The sequence below is a fragment of the Parvibaculum indicum genome, assembly GCF_011762095.1.
Taxonomy (GTDB): Bacteria; Pseudomonadota; Alphaproteobacteria; order Parvibaculales; family Parvibaculaceae; genus Parvibaculum; species Parvibaculum indicum.
In genome coordinates this window covers 433,287-449,964 of record NZ_JAASQO010000001.1, presented here as the reverse complement: position 1 = coordinate 449,964, position 16,678 = coordinate 433,287, and the positions used below count along the sequence as shown (strand labels likewise).

Genomic DNA, 16,678 nt, shown 5'->3' with positions numbered 1-16,678 from the left:
CTGTAACATACCGCTTGCCTGGTGCGGCGTGATGCCGCATCATGATTTCGAGGGATGCTGTCTGCAGTATCCGGCGTTTTGGGAGGAATGCCGGGTACGCCCGACTACGGGGCAGTAACACGGGCCGGGATCGTGAATCCGGGGCCCGCGAGGACGGAGGAGTTGCCATGAATGTTGCCTCGATCCTGAAGGAAAAAGGCCACGAAGTGTCGACGGTCGGGCCGGACAAGCCTGTCGCCGACGTCGCGCGCGAACTCACCGAGCGCCGCATTGGCGCCGTTCTGGTGACCGAGGGAGAGCGTGTGCTCGGCATCCTTTCCGAACGCGATATCGTCAAGGCGGTTGCGCGGGAAGGGAAGGAGGCGCTGGAGCGCCCGGCCCGCGATGTGATGACCTCCAGGGTCATAACCTGCAGCCTGTCGGACACGGCGGAACAGCTCATGGATGCCATGACGCAAGGCCGCTTCCGCCATCTGCCGGTTATCGAGGACGAACGGCTGATCGGCATTATCTCCATCGGCGATGTGGTGAAGCATCGCATTGCCGAAACGGTGATGGAGAAGGAAGCGCTGCAGCTTTACATCGCCAACGGCTAGGTTTTCCTACCGGGCCATTTCGATCGCTTCGCGGATCACGGGAAGCGCCTCTTCGGCGGCCTCCTCGCCATGGGCGATCAGCTCTTCCGCATGGTCGAAATCCAGCAGGCTCAGATGCGCCACGCGCGGCGCGATCATGACGTCGGGCGGGTCGCTTGCCATGCGCATGCGGCCCACGCGGTCGGTCACGATATTGAGCGAGGCGAGCATGACGGAAGCGATGCCGGGTTCGCGCGGGCTTTCGCGCCCGACGACCTTCTTCATCAGCTCGTGCTCTTCATTGTTTTTGCGGCTCCAGCCGAACAGCATGTCGTAAATGCGTTCCGACATGCTGTCGGGCTCGCCCTCGCCATTGCGGCGCAGGCCCTTGGCGCGTTCCTCTTCCTCCAGTTCCTCCTCCAGCTCTTCGAGAAGCTCGTCGTCGGAGCGCGCTTCCTCGGGCGAGCGGTAATAGAGTTCGGGCTGGCGGCCGACATGGCGCGCCCGGCCCGAGGGGTCGAAGGGATCGTTATTGAGGTTCACCGCGATCACCACATGGGCGCCGAGCGCGCGGGCGACGGAGACGGGAACCGGGTTCACCAGCGCGCCGTCGATGAGCCAGCGGCCGTCGACCGAAACGGGCGAGAAGACGCCGGGCAGGGCATAGGAGGCGCGGATCGAGTCGATGAGGCCGCCCTCATGCAGCCAGAGCTCGTGGCCGGTGGTGAGTTCGGTCGCCACGCCGACGAAGCGGCGTTCCATATCCTCGATGTTCAGGTCGGCGAGATGGGTATGCATGATCTCGCGCAGCTTCGCATCGCCGATGAGGCCGGAGGAGCGGAAGCGGAAATCGAGCAGGCTCAGCATGCGCCGCCTTGTGAGCGAGCGGGCGAAGTCTTCCAGAACGTCGAGCTTGCCCGCCGCCTCGCAGCCGCCGACCAGCGCCCCGATGGAGGTGCCGGAAATGATGTGGGGCTCGATACCGGCCTTGCGCAGTGTGCGAAGGACGCCGATATGCGTCCAGCCGCGCGCGACGCCCGCTCCGAGCGCGATGCCGACGACGGGACGGCGTCTGGAGGTGGGGGAAGGCTGTTTCATCGGGGACGGCTCACTGGAAGACACGCAAACATTTCCTTCCTATGTGTGCATTGAGGCGAAAAATGGCCATCGCCGAAGGGAGCGGTGCCTAGAGTTTCTGTGCGCCGGTGGGCTGGAGCGCGAGCGGCTTGCCCGCCTCGTCTTTCAGCGGCACCCGGCGATAGAAGCAGGAACGGTAGCCGACATGGCAGCAGCCGCCATCGCCGCCGACCTTTACCCTGAGCTGGATCGTGTCCTGGTCGCAATCGGTCAGCATTTCAACGACCGTCTGGAGCTGGCCGCTCGTGTCGCCCTTGTGCCAGAGCTCGCCGCGCGAGCGGCTCCAGTACCAGGCTTCGCCGGTTTCGATGGTTTTCGTCAGGGCTTCCTCGTTCATATAGGCGACCATGAGAATGTCGCCCGTTTCCGCGTCGGTGGTGACGACGGTGATGAGGCCGTCCGCGTCGAATTTCGGCGAAAAGCCCGGGCCTTCTTCCATCTCGGCCTTGTCCCCTCGCGGACTGAAATAGGTATCGCTCATTTCGTGCTCCGGAAATGAAAGGCCCCGCCATTCAATGAAGGGCGGGGCCTGATGTCAAAGCGGGGACTGAAGGCCCCGTATCAGTATCCGCGGATCATCTGCATGAAGCGGGCTTCCATGCGCGGGTCTTCGCGGAAGACGCCGGTGAATTGCGAGGTGATGGTCGCAACTTCGGGCTTCTTCACGCCGCGCGTGGTCATGCATTGATGCTTGGCCTCGATCAGGATGGCGACGCCCTGCGGCTCCAGCGCCTGATTGATACAGTCGGCGACCTGCGCCGTCATGGTTTCCTGCGTCTGGAGGCGCTTGCCGAAAATCTCGATCACGCGGGCGAGCTTCGAAATGCCCACCACCTTGCGCGTCGGCACATAGGCGACATGGGCGCGGCCCAGGATCGGCACCATGTGGTGTTCGCAATGGGATTCGATGTCGATATCCCTGAGCATCACCATGTCGTGGTAGCCCTCGACCTCCTCGAAGGTGCGGCCCAGCTCCTTGTAGGGGTCTTCCTGATAGCCGGCGAAAAATTCCTCATAGGCGCGGGTCACGCGGCCGGGCGTGTCCAGCAGGCCCTCGCGGTCGGGGTTGTCGCCCGCCCATGCGATGAGGGTACGTACGGCGGCTTCGGCTTCTTCGCGGCTCGGCTTCTGGATCACCTTGTTACGCTCTTCTTCTTTGTGGGCCCGAAGCCCATCAACCGGATTCATGTCCATTTCGACCAATCTCTTTTAGGGGTTTCCCGGCCGATGCCCGCCGCTTTCGCGCCGGGCGCCTGCCGGTTCAAGTCATAGGCAGCTCCAGCTAATCCATTGCCGTAACTACCTATTTTGCCCATCAAGCACGGGTCTTATGCCATGCCGTAGTTGATGTGACACCGTCTAAAGGATGCATATAGCTTTGCGAAAACTGGCTATCAAGTTTTGCAGGTTTCTTACTGGGCGCAAAGTGGCGGCCAGACGGAGGGCCGGCCCGCCTCTTTAGACGCAGGAAACCGCCATTCGGATCGCCGGTATCGCGGCCTTGCGGGGGGAAAACCCTTCCTTTAACAACGGCACAGAAGGGCGGGGCAGAAGAGACCTACCGCCCGGTGGAGCACCTCATGAATTCTGAAAAAAGCAGCTACACGCTCACCCTCTACAACTCGCTGACCCGCCGGAAAGAGGTCTTCGAGCCGCTCGATCCGCAGCGGGTGACGATGTATGTCTGCGGCCCCACCGTCTACAACTACGCCCATATCGGCAATGCGCGGCCAGCCGTGGTGTTCGACGTGCTGGCGCGGCTGCTGCGCCGCCTCTACCCGCATGTCGTCTATGCGCGCAACATCACCGATATCGAGGACAAGATCATCAAGGCAGCGGCGGAGCAGGGTGTGCCCATCTCCGAGGTCACCGAGAAATATGCCGACATCTACCGCGCCGACATGGGGACGCTCGGCGTGCTGTCGCCCGATATCGAGCCGCTGGCGACCGAGACCATCGACGGCATGATTTCGATGATCTCGCGTCTCGTCGAGAGCGGTCATGCCTATGAGGCCGACGGGCATGTGCTCTTCAACGTGCCGAGCGATGCCGAATATGGCGCGCTGTCGGGCCGGGACCGGGACGACATGATCGCGGGCGCCCGGGTGGAAGTGGCGCCCTACAAGAAGGATCCGGCGGACTTCGTGCTCTGGAAGCCCTCCGCCGCTGACCAGCCCGGCTGGGAGAGCCCCTGGGGCCGCGGGCGGCCCGGCTGGCATATCGAATGCTCGGCGATGATCGAGAAGCATCTGGGCGAGACCATCGACATTCATGGCGGCGGCATCGACCTTCAGTTCCCGCATCACGAGAACGAGCTGGCGCAGAGCACATGCGCGCATGGCGGCAAGACCTTTGCGCGCTTCTGGCTCCATAACGGCTTCGTGAATATCGAGAAGGAGAAGATGTCGAAGTCGATCGGCAATGTCCTGCTCGTGCACGACCTCATCAAGGAAGCGCCGGGCGAGGCCATTCGCCTTGCGCTGCTGAACGGCCATTACCGCCAGCCGCTGGACTGGACCGCCGAGGGCCTTGCGCAGGCGCGGCGGATGCTCGACCGGCTTTACGGGGCGCTGCGGGGGCTTGCCGATGTGAAGGCGGAGCGGGGCGCGAATGACGGCGTGCCGCCGGTCTTCATGGAAGCGCTGTGCGACGACCTCAACACGCCCAAGGCGCTGGCCGTGCTTTTCGATCTCGCCTCGCGGGCCAATAGCGAGACGGACCTAGGTACGCGGGCGCAGCTCAAGAGCGAGCTTATTGGGGCAGGCGCCGTGATCGGCCTGCTGCAGATGGACCCGGAAGAATGGTTTGCAGGGGCGGGCCTCGGACCCAATATAGAGGCTGAGGAAATCGAGAAGCTGATCGCCGCCCGCAATGCGGCGCGCAAGGAGAAGAATTTCGCCGAGGCCGACCGCATTCGCGACGAGCTGGTGGAAAACGGTATCCAGATCGAGGATGGGCCGCAGGGCACGAGCTGGCGGGTCGCCGGCTGAGGTTTTAGACGCATGCTGAACGACATCTACAACAAGCGCATTCTGGAACTTGCGGCGGATATTCCGCTTTGCGAGCGTCTCGACGCGCCGGATGCGTCCTCGACGCAAGTGTCGAAGCTTTGCGGTTCCAAGGTGACGGTCGATGTGAAGATGGAGGGCGACAAGGTGGTCGCCTATGGCGCGGATGTGAAGGCCTGCGCGCTGGGGCAGGCTTCATCCTCCATCATGGCGCGGCATGTGATCGGCTCGACCGCCGAAGAACTCCACGAGGTCGGCGCGGCCATGCGGGCCATGCTGAAAGAGGGCGGTGAGCCGCCGCGCGAGATTTATGGCGGCAAGTGGAAGGATCTCGAAGTCCTCGAGCCCGTCCGCGACTACAAGGCCCGCCATGCCTCCACGCTTCTCGTCTTCGACGCGGTGGAAGATGCCGTGGACAAGGCGATGGCCGGGACGGAGAAGGTTTGAAAAGCTTTCCTATCGACTCATGATCATGGCCCGGCTGCGTCTATTTGTGTGGCCGGGAGCCGGTGTAGGTCTCGAGAAGATCGAAAACCGATTTTGGTTTCGATGAGAGGTAGGTCTTGTCCGTTTGGTCCGGAGGAATCCTGCTGAGTACCCAGCGTTCGATATTCTCGACCAGCAGGTTCCACTCCTGATATGGGGCGCGGGCTGCAAAAAACAGGGCTGAGATCCGAAGGTTTTTTGCTATCGGAATAAAGGCGACGCACCACTTGGTGGTGTCCCCTTTCACGTCCGACATGAAGTTGGACACTATGCGGCATTGAAACGCCGCCGGGCGTCCGAACAGTCCCGGTTTTTCCGTGGCATACCATTGCTCCCGGGATGCGCCTTTTGCTTTCTCCTTTGCCAGCAGGAGATTCTGAGCTTCTACAACCGGTTCCAGCCTGCCGCCCGACGCAAGGGCCAACTCGATGTTGTGAAGAAGGTAGGCATCGGATTCATCGGTGCTTTGATCGATGGAAATATAACCGAGGCGATAAAGGAGGTCGTTGTGTTTGAACGTCGGGTGAGGCCGTAGGTGAGCGGAAGATATGATGAATGGCGCTTCGCTTGTCCCTTGGCAGTAATCCGTAATAGCACCGGGTGCGCGATCTGGGGCCATCTCCCCGTGAAGGTCGATATTGCGGGGAGACGGGAAGTGAAATTCAACTCCGGCAATCGAAACGCGGAGGGACTCTGCTTTAGCGCAGGTTTCTTCTTTCAAAGCTGGCGGGTCCAGGACAAAAAGGAAGAGGCTCACAGCGCCCACGCCCAAAATGCCGCCCGCCCATTTTAAGCTTGTATCGATCATGGCTCCATCTCTCCGCTTGGGGAATTTTCAATCCAGAAACTTGGGCAATGAGATCGAGTAGACGATATCTTTGTTTCTCGGTTCTGCTCTGAATGCGCGCTCAAGCTTGCCTTTGTCATTTGGCCTAGTTTGACTTGAGAATTCTGTTCGATATGGCGCAAGCGCTGCCGATTTCGATCAGTAGTCCGGTGTTCGGATCGAATGCCATCCCACCGCCCTTAGGGATTTCTTTCGCCACCAGCTCTCCGTTCACCTCCAGAGCGTGCGGGGGCGAGAAATTGTAGTGTTTCTTGAAGTTTTCAGTCAGGCACAAGCCGGGCACCCCTTTGTAGTCGAGCCTGTCAGCACGTCTCAGCGTAATCCACCAGGGGGGCGTGTCGGACGAAAGACGGACCACACCATCCTCAGCGACCACATCAATCTTTCGCCAGTTTTTATATGAAGGGAGCCCCTTCATATTCAGGTGTCCGAACTTCTTGCGAATGTCCTCTTCCATGTTTGCGGAAGGGGTCGTCCTGCCCCGGAACACGTCCGGTATCTGTGCGACTTGCTCCCAGGTTTCTCGTGGGAGCACCGAGGCATATAATCCAATCCAAAGTTTTTCCGCCTTCACCTTTTTGTGGCGTTTTTCGTTCTCGTCGGGCCATTCCAGCCAGCCGACCTCTCGTGTTGGATCGGTAATTTTCGGGACTGAAGGCTTGCGGTATTCGACACTATGAACGACTAGCCGTGCGCCAGGTTGGTTGGGATAATGCGGCAGGATCGGCATTTCGATTGTTTGCGGCGCGTCGGCATCGTCCAGAAGCAGGAAATTGAATCCGCGTAGCGGATTACCCAACAGACGCTGCCAGGTATTCCCTTTGAGCCCTGCTAGTCCGAGGTAGCCACAAAACGAGCGTGGTACCACCACCAGCCCACGACCATCGGATAGCCGTTTGGCCAAGGCACCGCCTGTCAGGTAGAAACCTGTTTTCCCGTCGAACTGACCTTGAATGTTCGTGCCCTGCCGCCAACGACAGCGCCCAACGGCGCTGATTTCCATTCGCTCGCCATCAAGCGTGAGGTCGACTTTCGCTTCGATGTATTGGTAGTCGGGAACGACCGAGTACCAGATGGCTTTGTGACCATCGACAGCAAAGAAGACAAGGAAAAGTACGCTCGTTGCAAGCATTGCGGCGGTGACGCCAATCCATTTCAGAGACTTGCCGAACATCGCTGTCTCCTGTCAAAGGTCCCTAGTCGGACCGAACGCGGAAGGGGCGGGTGAAGCTTCGGCAGCATTGATGATCTTCCAGATTTGGTTCGATGTTCGAATGTCAATTTGACAGAATGCTGGGAGCTTTATTTCAGCAATCTCGTTGAAACCATGCAATAGCTTCCAATTTCTATGAGAAGCCCTGTGACAGGATCAAAAGCAGGTCCAGAAGAAGTTTTGAGTTTGTCGGCTGTCAGTCTTCCGTTCACCTGAAGCGATGGCAAGGGAGGCAGGTGGAATCCAAAATGCCGATTAAGCTGCGAACCGCACGCCCAGTCCGACTTCATGTAAGCAACTCGGTCTACTCGTTCGAGGTTTACCCACCACGGAACCGTTGCGGTAGACACCTCGACCACATTCCCAACGAAACTTGCAGATACTTTCTTCCAATCCTCAAAAAAAGGGAGGCCGTCAAAGTCGAGATTTTCATAGTGCTCGCGAACGGTTTCGTGGATATCGGCTGACGGTGTCTTACGGCTCCCGAGAACTTTTGAGATCTGTTCGACCTTCGACCACTCTTCCCTCGGCAAAAGGGATGCGAACAATCCAACCCACTTTTTTGTTCCACTGATGGGAGCAAATGGTCGGATGTCGTCATTCTCGGGCCATTCCAGCCATCCAACTTCCTTCGTCGGGTCTGTGGGGTCCGCCTTGGTCGGTTCCCGGTACCTGATTGATTGGATCTTTATCCTCGCGTCCGGCTCTTCGAGATATTGCGGTAGGATTGGATAGCCGATGACCTTTGGGTTATCGGCGTCGTCCAGCAGGTAGATATGGAAGTCTCGGAATGCATTGATCGTCAGCTCGTGCCAGCGGTCCTTTTCTCCGTAGAGAATGCCGAACCTCTGACAAATGGCGCCGGGCATGATCACCAAGCCGCGCCCGTCGGAAAGACGCTTGGCAAGCACTCCACGGCTCGGTCGAAATCCCGTTCTGAAGTTTACTGCCAGCGGACCATGCGGCTCGTAGTGATAACGGCAGCGCGTGACGGACCTCATTTCGACGGGTTCACCGTCCAGGGTGAGGTCGATCTTTACCTCCATGTAGCGGACATGGGGCACGACCGAATACCAGATCCACTTGTGGTATCCGAAGACGAACATGACGAAGAAGATCAGGCCCAGAACGGCCAGTCCAATTCCGGCGCCACCCCATCTGAAAAATCTCCCGAGCATCCGAATGCCCTTTTACTCCGCAAAATAGAGAGTTCACTTAAGGGAAGGCTGCGCTGATTTGATTAAGGTTCGGCCAACAAATCCAAAACAGCAGATCAAAGCCGGATTGACGGTGGGCTCCGCGCGGGAGCGGTTCCGTAACCCCTTCTCAACCATAAGTGCCTACGCTATATCCATTACATCGGCGGGCGATGCTGCCCGCGAAACGGATTAGCAGATACGTGTTTCAGGACGCGCAAATCATCGACCTGAGGAGTGGGACTGTCTCGCAGCCCGATACCCTCACTAGCACCGGCCCGGCGGACTGACCCCGGGCCCGGCCGCTCCTGCGCGCCTGACTGTCGTCCGGGCGGCTTCATTTTCCTGATTTTTCATCGTTTTCCGGAAGGTTCCGGCCTCACTCCGTCCGTGCGGAGCGCCGGTTGTGCCCCCCGGAAATTAGGGCTAACAAGGTCCGGTTCCGCCCGCATTTCGCGGGCGAATCGGGATTGGATGCCAAAGTACGCAAGAGTGGCGCATGACAGCCGACCGCCCGGTTGGAAAGGCCGTTTCCTGGCTGATGCGGGGCATGATCCGGGCTTACAGCCTGATCGTGTCACCGCTTCTGGGGTCGAATTGCCGGCATCTGCCGACCTGTTCGGCCTATACGGCGGAGGCGATCGACCGCTTCGGGCCGTGGCGCGGCTTCTGGCTCGGCCTGTCGCGCATCCTGCGGTGCAGGCCGGGCGGCAGCCATGGCTTCGACCCGGTGCCGCTGACGCTGGAGCCTGCGCCCTTCTGGGCCCCCTGGCGTTACGGCATCTGGACCGAGCGTGCGATGAAGAAGATGGCCGCCGAGACCATGAAGGCGCATGAGGCGGATAAGGACGCTGCACGGACTGTTTGAGAAACGACCCGCGTGACGGGCATGAGAGACGACAATGATTGCACTGAAAATGCCGGACGGCTCGGTCCGTGAAATCGAAAAACCGATGGATGGCTTCGCCTTCGCCGAAAGCATCTCCAAGTCGCTCGCCAAGAAGGCGGTTGCGCTGAAGATCGACGGCGAGATGAAGGACCTCTCTGCGACCATCGACAAGGATTGCGCCATCGAGGTGGTGGTGCGCGACAGCGACGACGGGGTGGACCTGCTGCGCCATGATGCTTCGCATGTGATGGCCGAAGCGGTGCAGGAACTGTTCCCCGGGACGCAGGTCACCATCGGGCCGGTCATCGAGAACGGCTTCTATTACGACTTTGCGCGCGAAGAGCCCTTCCGCATGGAAGACCTCGAGAAGATCGAGGCGCGGATGCGCGAGATCGTGGATCGCGACGAGAAGATCCAGCGCGAAGTCTGGGACCGCGACGAGGCCATCGAGCATTTCAAGAGCATCGGCGAGGTTTACAAGGCCGAGATCATTTCCGACCTGCCGAAGGACGAGGAAGTCTCCGTCTACCGGCAGGGGAACTGGAAAGACCTTTGCCGGGGGCCGCATCTGCCGTCCACGGGCATGCTGGGCAAGGCGTTCAAGCTCACCAAGCTCGCCGGTGCCTATTGGCGCGGCGACAGCCGCAACGAGATGCTCCAGCGCATTTATGGCACGGCCTGGGCGAACGAGAAGGACCTCAAGGCCTATCTGACGATGCTTGAGGAAGCGGAGAAACGCGACCACCGCAAGCTCGGCCAGGAAATGGATCTCTTTCATTTCCAGCCGGAAGCGCAAGGGTCCGTCTTCTGGCACCCCAAGGGCTTCCTCATCTGGCGGGAGCTCGAAGCCTATATCCGCCGCCGGCTCGATGCGGATGGCTATAACGAGGTGAAGACGCCGCAGCTGATCGACAACAAGCTGTGGGAGCAGTCCGGCCATTGGGGCAAGTTCCGCGAAAACATGTTCGTCGTGCCGGACGAGATTCCGTCCACGGAAGAAGAAGCTCCGGTCATTACGGGCGAGGCGAACCTGCTGGCGCTGAAGCCGATGAACTGTCCGGCGCATGTGCAGATCTTCAAGCAGGGCACGAAGTCCTATCGCGACCTGCCGCTGCGCATGGCCGAATTCGGCTGCTGCCACCGCAACGAGCCGCATGGCGCATTGCACGGGCTGATGCGCGTGCGCCAGATGACGCAGGACGATGCGCATATCTTCTGCCGGGAAGACCAGGTGACGGACGAAACGCGCCGGTTCCTCGATCTCTTCTCCCGCGTCTATAACGACATGGGGCTGACGAAGATCTCCTACAAACTTGCCACGCGGCCGGACGTGCGCGCAGGCGACGACGCGACATGGGACCGGGCGGAAAAGTCGCTCGCCGATGCGCTGACGTCGGCCGGGCTCGATTTCGACTTCGCGGAAGGCGAGGGCGCGTTTTACGGGCCGAAGCTCGAATTCCACCTGACGGATGCCATCGGTCGGACCTGGCAGGCGGGCACGTTGCAGCTCGATTATGTGCTGCCGGAACGGCTTGATGCGAGCTATGTGGGCGAAGACGGCAACCGCCATCGCCCAGTCATGCTGCATCGCGCTGTCTTCGGCACGTTCGAGCGCTTCATGGGCCTTCTGATCGAGCATTATGCGGGCCGCTTCCCGCTCTGGCTCGCGCCGGTGCAGGTGGTGGTCGCGACGATCACCTCCGAGGCGGACGAGTATGCCGGGGAAGCCGTGCGCCAGCTTCGCGAAGCGGGTGTGCGCGCCGAGCTCGACACGCGCAACGAGAAGATCAACTACAAGGTCCGCGAGCATTCGGTTGCCAAGGTGCCGGTGATCTTCGTGGCCGGCAAGCGCGAGGCGGAGGAGAAGACTTTCTCGATCCGCCGTCTCGGCACCAAGGAGCAGGTCTCCATGACGCTGGAAGATGCCATCCGCCACATGGTGGATGAAGGCACACCGCCGGACCTTCTGCCTGAGGCGAGGAAGGCGGCGGCGGAGTAGCGTCAACGAATGAGTTGTGAGCCGGTCAATCGGCTCACAACGTTTGATGTCGCCACAGCTTCGCGCAGCAATTCGCTACGGGCATCTTCTATGGCAGGTTCAGTTGCCAGGAGACGCCGAAGCGGTCATTGAGCCAGGTGAATTTCCGGCTGAAGCCGTAATTGTCGAGCGGCATGAGGACTGTTCCGCCTTCGCCGAGCGCCGCTGCGAGGGCAGAGAGCTCTTCTTCGGAAGCGACATCGACGAAGAAGGAAAAAGACGGCGTGAAGCCGAAATCATGCGACACATGGCTGTCGATGCACATGACAGGCTGGTCCGCCACGGTAAAGGCCGCGAGCTGTACCGAGCCTTCGGGGCCGGGGCCTTCCGGCCCGTAGCGGGTGATGCCGTCGACACGGGTGCCGGGGAAGAGGGACAGATAGAGGTTCATCGCTTCCTCGGCCTGTCCCTCGAACATCAGGAAGGGCCTTATCGTCGTTTCCGCCATGTTTCCCTCTCTCGCTATTTGTCCGCATAGCGGCGGCGATATTCGTCTTCCACGCCGTCGAACGCCGTCCAGAAGGGCGTTCCGGGGTTGCCTTCGAGCTGTTCGACAAGCATTCGCAGATGCGTGTGCCAGCCGCCCGACACATTGATCGCGCCGTCGACGTCCGACAGCCGGCGATGGGTGAGGACGAGACGGACCTTGTCGCCTTCCTCGGTCAGTTCGAATTCGACGACGCAGCCTTCCGGATCGAGATCGTCGCCCTAGGTGAAGCCGAGCCTGTGCGGCGGCTCGTAGATGGTAACCACATGTTTGCTCTCGAAACGGCCGCCATACTGCTTGAAGCGCTCGGGCGGTTCGGCGGGATGGGGGCCGAGATGGCTGTTGTCGAAGACGATGTCCATCTTTCCGCCCACGCGGGGCTCCATCGGGCCGCCGGCGAACCATGTGCCGCGCAGCTCCGCATCGGTCAGATATTTCCAGACGCGATCGATGGGGCCGGGAAGTAGGCGCTCGAAACGCACCGTATGCCGGTCGATCAGCCTGCCGTACTCGTCGCTCATGATGATCACCTTGCGAGATTGTCGAGGTCGACGCCGTAGAGCGCAGCGTTGCGGGGCATGAGGTCGCTCCGGGCGGGTACCGGCCCGCCCTTCACGCTCGCCTCCACGAGGTCCAGAAATGTGTGCCAGCCCATGCAGGTCTGTTTCCGGAACGGTTCCGGGATCGGGAAGTGGGTGAGGGTGAGAACGGTGTCGTTGTTGTCCTGCATCCCGAGTTCGAGCTGCAGGTAGGATTCAGGATGGGAGGAGACGTCCTCTCCCGGGTCGAAGACATTCCAGGTGTAGGCGAGGAAATGCGGGGGCCGAAACTGGGTGACGGTTCCCCTGATATGGCCGTCCATCAGTCTCACCGCGCCGCCGGCATGCGGTTCGATCTCGCCATTGCCGAACCAGCTCGGCAACATCTCGGTGCGGGTCAGGTAGTCCCAGACGCGTGTGGGCGGGGCGGGCAAGGCGCGTCGGAATCTTGCGGCATGGAACGCCACGATCTCTCCCTTGTCCGCATCTGTCCCGCTCATGATTTGCCCTCCCGGTCGGTGTCCGCGCGGAGCGCCCGCTCCAGCGCGTCGAGTTTCGGATTCCAGAACTGCCGGATGCGCTGCAGCCATTGCTCCACTTCGGAAATCCCTTGCGGGTCCAGCGAGTAGATCCGCCGTTGGGCATCCACACGCGTGCGGACAAGATGCGCCTTCTTCAGCACCTTCAGATGTTGCGAGATGGCGGGTGCGCTCATCTCGAAGCGGCGCGATATTTCTCCCGAGGAGAGCTCGCCCTCGCTCAGCATTTCAACGATGTGCCGCCGTGTGGGATCGGCGAGTGCCGTGAAGATTTCCATGCGCCATATTGTTTTCGTTACTTAATTAAGTCAATGCTTAAAATAAAGGCGATAGGGCGAAAGACATGTCCTCCCGACTTATGGTTAGCTGTGTGAGCGGGGTACTTAGCGAGAGGGAGGGGGCTTCCCATGAAGCTGCAGGCAATGCTTTGCGTGGCAGCGGTTGCGATGCTGACCGGTGCCGGGCCGGCGCGCGCGGATTCAGCTGCCATGGCGCCTGTGGGCACGGCGCTGGACGGGCCGGATTATGCCGCGGGCCGTGCGCCCGTCGACACGCAGGCACCGCGCGATTTTCAATGGCGGATCACCAGGACGGCCTGGACCGAGAGCGACGAGCGCGCCTTCGGCGACTTCGTGACGGCCATCGGCGAGAGCGGCTGCCGCAGTTTCGACGAATGCCTCAAGGGACCGTGGAACATCTATCGCGCCTCCGACCCCAAGGGGCTCTTCTTCTATGCGGATTGCGCGGACCTGCCTTACATGCTGCGCGGCTATTTCGCCTGGAAGAACGGGTTGCCGTTTTCCTATGCCGATGGCGTGGCGGCGGTGGGGCGCTCGCGCGATCTGCGCTATTCGCGGCACGGCAATTACGTTTACAGCCGCCGCGATTTCGTATCTTCCGTGTCGGGAAATTATCCCAATGGTTATCAGGCGATGCGCGAAATGGCGAACAGGGTTTCAACCGCCATGTATCGCTTCGAGCCGGGCATCGCGCGCGGGGAGCCTTTCGATTTCTACCCGGTGGAGATTTCCCGGGCCGCGATCCGCCCGGGCACCGTGATTTACGATCCGAACGGGCATGTCGCCGTCGTCTACAAGGTGACGGCGGATGGGCGCATCCGTTTCATCGACAGTCATCCGGATAACTCGCTGACGCGGGGAAGTTACGGCCAGCGCTTCGTGCGCGCCTCGCCCGGCATGGGGGCGGGGTTCAAGAATTTCCGTCCGCTGACGCTTGTCGGCGCGTCGCCCGGCGAAGACGGGGCGCTGATGGGCGGGCATGTCGTGCCAGCGTCCAATGTCACGCTCAAGGACTGGTCGGCCGAGCAGTTTTACGGCAATGCCGACACCCGCAACCGGAGCTGGCATGCGGCGCGCTTCCTCTTCAAGGGGCGGGCCATGGGGTATTACGACTATGTGCGTCAGGCCGTCGCCGCGCATAATGTCGTCTACGATCCCATACGCGAGACGCGCCTGATGATGCGCGAGCTCTGCGACGATCTTCATTATCGTGTGCAGGCGGTGGATATCGCCTTGCGCGCGGGGATTCAGGAGCGTGCCCAGCCTTCGCGCCTGCCGCGGAATATTTACGGCACGTCGGGCGACTGGGAGACCTATTCCACACCGTCGCGCGATGCGCGGCTCAAATCCTCCTTCGTCGAGTTGAAGGAGCAGCTTGCCCGCTTTCTCAAAATGGAGAAGGAGGGAAGCGAGAGGCTCGACTATGCGGGCGGCAACCTCGCCGCCGATCTTGCCGTGCTCTATGAGGGCGAAGCGGATCTGTGCCGGATCGCCTATACGAGAAGCGACACGTCGCGCCGTGTGCTGAGTTTCGAGGATGTGCGCCAGCGTCTTTTTCGCCTGTCCTTCGATCCATATCATTGCGTGGAGCGGCGGTGGGGCGCGCAGGGAGCGGAACTTGCCAGTTGCCGCGACGGCACGATGAAACGGGCCTGGTACCGCGCGGAGCAGCGGCTGCGCAACCAGATCGAGCGAAGCTATGAAACGCGGATGGATTTTACACTGACGCAACTTGAGGGGAGCGCGCCGGGATCGGGCGTCGATACCCCGCCGGATACGGATGTGCTTGCCATGCTGCGCGTTGCGGCGGGCGCGGTCGAGGCACCGGTGGTCGGCGCCATTTCCGATGACGAGGCGTGGCTCAGAAGCGGTGCCACAGACCCAGAGTGACGCCGCTTTCATCCAGCGCATTGCGGCCGAACACGGTTTTCAGTGCGCCCAGTTCCAGCGACCAGTTTTGCGTTACGTCATAGACGAGCGAGACATAGAGCTTCGATTCCTGCGTGCCCTGGCGGCGCAGATCGCCAAGATTGGCGGCATTGCGGCTTTCGATCAGCAACATCACGTCGCGCAGGGGCTTCAGGCCCAGCGTGACGTCGGCGCGAAGCCTGTCGGGACGGCCGCCGCCGGAGAAGCTGTAGCCGATCTCCTGGACGCTGAAGATTTCCATACCCAGCAATGTGTCGCTGCTGGCGAGCGTTCCACCCGCTTCGATATCCGTGTCGCCCGGGCCGGGCATGGACGGGTCGTCACCGGATTTCATCAGATGGACGGTTGCGACAGGCTGGAACGAAAACTCAGTACCCTGCCATTCTCCCAATGCGTAGCGGATGCCGAGCTTGGCCCGTGAAAAACCTTGATCGATGAAACGGGCCCCGGCATGCCAGTTCTTGCGGTCCTGTTTCCAGGCCAATTCCCCCAGCAGGGTAAGGTCTTTGAAAAGGCCGTGTTCTCCATAAGCCGCGATTTCGCGTTTCCGGTAGGGAAGAATGTCGCGCCGCTCGCCATCATGGCTGAATTGCGTGTCGGCACTGGATTGTGTTGCGCGAATGACTATCTGTGAGGTGTCGGGCGGCAGGGGCCAGCCACCGGCCCGAGCGCCCGGCGCAAATACCGTCATTGCGGCGCATGCCAGCATGGCTGCCCGTGAAATATGCGGTCCCACCAGCCGCACCCCCCCGCCCAATTTGAAATTCAAGTTTCAGACAGGGGCTTGCGCCTGTAAAGCGGCAATGCATATTTGCCTGATGCCCGCTCGAAAAGCCGAATGATCGAAAGGAAGCGTCCTTGTCAGAGTCTGCCTCTCCCAAAACCGTGGATGTCGCCAGCGAGTGGCTCCGTTCGCCCGAAACGGTCGAACTGTTGCTGAAGCGCCGCTCCGCCAAGGCGCTCACCATGAGCGAGCCGGGCCCGAGCGAGGCCGAGATCGAGACGATCCTGCGCGCCGGTGCGCGCGTGCCCGATCACGGCAAGCTAGCGCCGTGGCGGTTCATCCTTTTTGAAGGCGAGGCGCGGCGGCAGTTCGGGACGCATCTGGCCGACGCCTATTCGAGAAACGAGCCGCGCGCGGGCGAGGACCAGCTTGAGGTGGAGGCGAACCGCTTCACGCGGGCGCCGCTCGTCATTTGCGTGGTCTCGCGCGTGGACCCCGACCATCCGAAGATTCCGGCCTGGGAACAGACGCTCTCCGTGGGCGCGGTTTGCCAGAACATGCTGATCGCGGCGACGGCGCTCGGCTATGCCTCGCAATGGTTGACGGAGTGGTACGCCTTCGACGCGGAGATCGACAAGGCGCTGGGTCTCGGCGAAAAAGAGCGCGTGGCCGGTTTCCTCTATTTCGGCACACCGACCCAGCCCAAGGACGAACGTCCGCGTCCGGAGCTTTCCGATATCGTTACGCGCTGGGTGGCGGATTAAGGGCTGAA

The 16,678-nt window shown here is 61.0% G+C and carries 18 protein-coding genes and 1 pseudogene; 7 read left to right on the top strand and 12 right to left on the bottom strand.

Features of this window, described 5'->3' with window-relative positions; all coding sequences use genetic code 11:
• Positions 1–167: 167 nt before the first annotated feature.
• On the top strand, positions 168–596 hold the full coding sequence (locus FHS78_RS02300) for a CBS domain-containing protein (RefSeq protein WP_167089845.1): 429 nt from the start codon (positions 168–170) through the stop codon (positions 594–596).
• Positions 597–602: 6 nt separating this feature from the next.
• Here FHS78_RS02300 and FHS78_RS02295 read toward each other — a convergent pair whose 3' ends face one another.
• The 3 genes from FHS78_RS02295 to folE form a co-directional block, all read right to left on the bottom strand.
• Entirely contained in the window at positions 603–1,673 is a 1,071-nt protein-coding gene (locus FHS78_RS02295) for a patatin-like phospholipase family protein (RefSeq protein ID WP_167089843.1), read from the bottom strand.
• 88 nt (positions 1,674–1,761) lie between these two features.
• Positions 1,762–2,193: a phosphoribosyl-AMP cyclohydrolase gene (gene hisI, locus FHS78_RS02290; RefSeq protein WP_167089841.1), complete on the bottom strand. Its 432-nt coding sequence runs from the start codon at positions 2,191–2,193 to the stop codon at positions 1,762–1,764.
• 80 nt (positions 2,194–2,273) lie between these two features.
• Entirely contained in the window at positions 2,274–2,900 is a 627-nt protein-coding gene (folE, locus tag FHS78_RS02285; RefSeq protein WP_167089973.1) for a GTP cyclohydrolase I FolE, read from the bottom strand.
• Between the two features lie 392 nt (positions 2,901–3,292).
• Between folE and cysS the strand changes: the two genes are divergently transcribed.
• Positions 3,293–4,702 (top strand): cysteine--tRNA ligase, encoded by a 1,410-nt coding sequence (gene cysS, locus FHS78_RS02280; protein WP_167089838.1) that lies wholly within the window; start codon positions 3,293–3,295, stop codon positions 4,700–4,702.
• 12 nt (positions 4,703–4,714) lie between these two features.
• Positions 4,715–5,167, top strand: a complete 453-nt coding sequence (locus FHS78_RS02275) for an iron-sulfur cluster assembly scaffold protein (RefSeq protein ID WP_167089836.1) — start codon at positions 4,715–4,717, stop codon at positions 5,165–5,167.
• A 40-nt stretch (positions 5,168–5,207) separates the two neighbouring features.
• On the opposite strand, the gene FHS78_RS02270 is transcribed toward FHS78_RS02275, so the two are convergent.
• From FHS78_RS02270 to FHS78_RS02260, 3 genes are all read right to left on the bottom strand, one after another.
• Complete coding sequence (locus tag FHS78_RS02270; RefSeq protein ID WP_167089834.1) at positions 5,208–6,014, bottom strand: hypothetical protein; 807 nt, start codon at positions 6,012–6,014, stop codon at positions 5,208–5,210.
• Between the two features lie 124 nt (positions 6,015–6,138).
• A complete protein-coding gene (locus FHS78_RS02265; protein ID WP_167089832.1) occupies positions 6,139–7,227 on the bottom strand; it encodes a hypothetical protein in 1,089 nt (362 codons plus the stop codon).
• 128 nt (positions 7,228–7,355) lie between these two features.
• Complete coding sequence (locus FHS78_RS02260) at positions 7,356–8,444, bottom strand: hypothetical protein (RefSeq protein ID WP_167089829.1); 1,089 nt, start codon at positions 8,442–8,444, stop codon at positions 7,356–7,358.
• 517 nt (positions 8,445–8,961) lie between these two features.
• On the opposite strand from FHS78_RS02260, the gene yidD reads away from it, so the two are divergent.
• Both yidD and thrS read left to right on the top strand, forming a co-directional pair.
• Complete coding sequence (yidD, locus tag FHS78_RS02255; protein WP_167089827.1) at positions 8,962–9,330, top strand: membrane protein insertion efficiency factor YidD; 369 nt, start codon at positions 8,962–8,964, stop codon at positions 9,328–9,330.
• Between the two features lie 34 nt (positions 9,331–9,364).
• Positions 9,365–11,350 carry a threonine--tRNA ligase gene (gene thrS, locus FHS78_RS02250; protein WP_167089825.1) on the top strand — a complete coding sequence of 662 codons (1,986 nt, stop codon included), beginning with the start codon at positions 9,365–9,367 and terminating at the stop codon, positions 11,348–11,350.
• An 88-nt stretch (positions 11,351–11,438) separates the two neighbouring features.
• Here the strand turns inward: thrS and FHS78_RS02245 are convergent, their stop codons facing one another.
• The 5 genes and pseudogenes from FHS78_RS02245 to FHS78_RS02225 form a co-directional block, all read right to left on the bottom strand.
• The gene (locus FHS78_RS02245; RefSeq protein ID WP_167089823.1) at positions 11,439–11,837 is read right to left on the bottom strand and encodes a VOC family protein; all 399 of its coding nucleotides are present in this window, start codon (positions 11,835–11,837) and stop codon (positions 11,439–11,441) included.
• Between the two features lie 14 nt (positions 11,838–11,851).
• Positions 11,852–12,070 (bottom strand): annotated as a pseudogene (locus FHS78_RS19640) (SRPBCC domain-containing protein); the annotation flags it as partial.
• A gap of 27 nt (positions 12,071–12,097) precedes the next feature.
• Positions 12,098–12,397, bottom strand: coding sequence for an SRPBCC family protein (locus FHS78_RS19635; RefSeq protein WP_167089821.1), 300 nt, complete (start codon positions 12,395–12,397; stop codon positions 12,098–12,100).
• 5 nt (positions 12,398–12,402) lie between these two features.
• Entirely contained in the window at positions 12,403–12,915 is a 513-nt protein-coding gene (locus FHS78_RS02230) for an SRPBCC domain-containing protein (protein ID WP_167089819.1), read from the bottom strand.
• Complete coding sequence (locus tag FHS78_RS02225; protein ID WP_167089817.1) at positions 12,912–13,232, bottom strand: ArsR/SmtB family transcription factor; 321 nt, start codon at positions 13,230–13,232, stop codon at positions 12,912–12,914. The genes FHS78_RS02230 and FHS78_RS02225 overlap by 4 nt, the downstream gene beginning before the upstream one ends.
• Before the next feature lie 129 nt (positions 13,233–13,361).
• Here FHS78_RS02225 and FHS78_RS02220 point away from each other — a divergent pair, with 129 nt between their 5' ends.
• Positions 13,362–15,143, top strand: a complete 1,782-nt coding sequence (locus tag FHS78_RS02220; RefSeq protein WP_167089815.1) for a hypothetical protein — start codon at positions 13,362–13,364, stop codon at positions 15,141–15,143.
• Here the strand turns inward: FHS78_RS02220 and FHS78_RS02215 are convergent.
• Positions 15,115–15,873 (bottom strand): hypothetical protein, encoded by a 759-nt coding sequence (locus FHS78_RS02215; RefSeq protein ID WP_167089813.1) that lies wholly within the window; start codon positions 15,871–15,873, stop codon positions 15,115–15,117. The two genes, FHS78_RS02220 and FHS78_RS02215, sit on opposite strands and share 29 nt — an antisense overlap.
• Positions 15,874–16,040: 167 nt before the next feature.
• On the opposite strand from FHS78_RS02215, the gene FHS78_RS02210 reads away from it, so the two are divergent.
• The gene (locus FHS78_RS02210; RefSeq protein WP_281356545.1) at positions 16,041–16,670 is read left to right on the top strand and encodes a nitroreductase family protein; all 630 of its coding nucleotides are present in this window, start codon (positions 16,041–16,043) and stop codon (positions 16,668–16,670) included.
• The last annotated feature ends 8 nt before the right edge of the window (positions 16,671–16,678 follow it).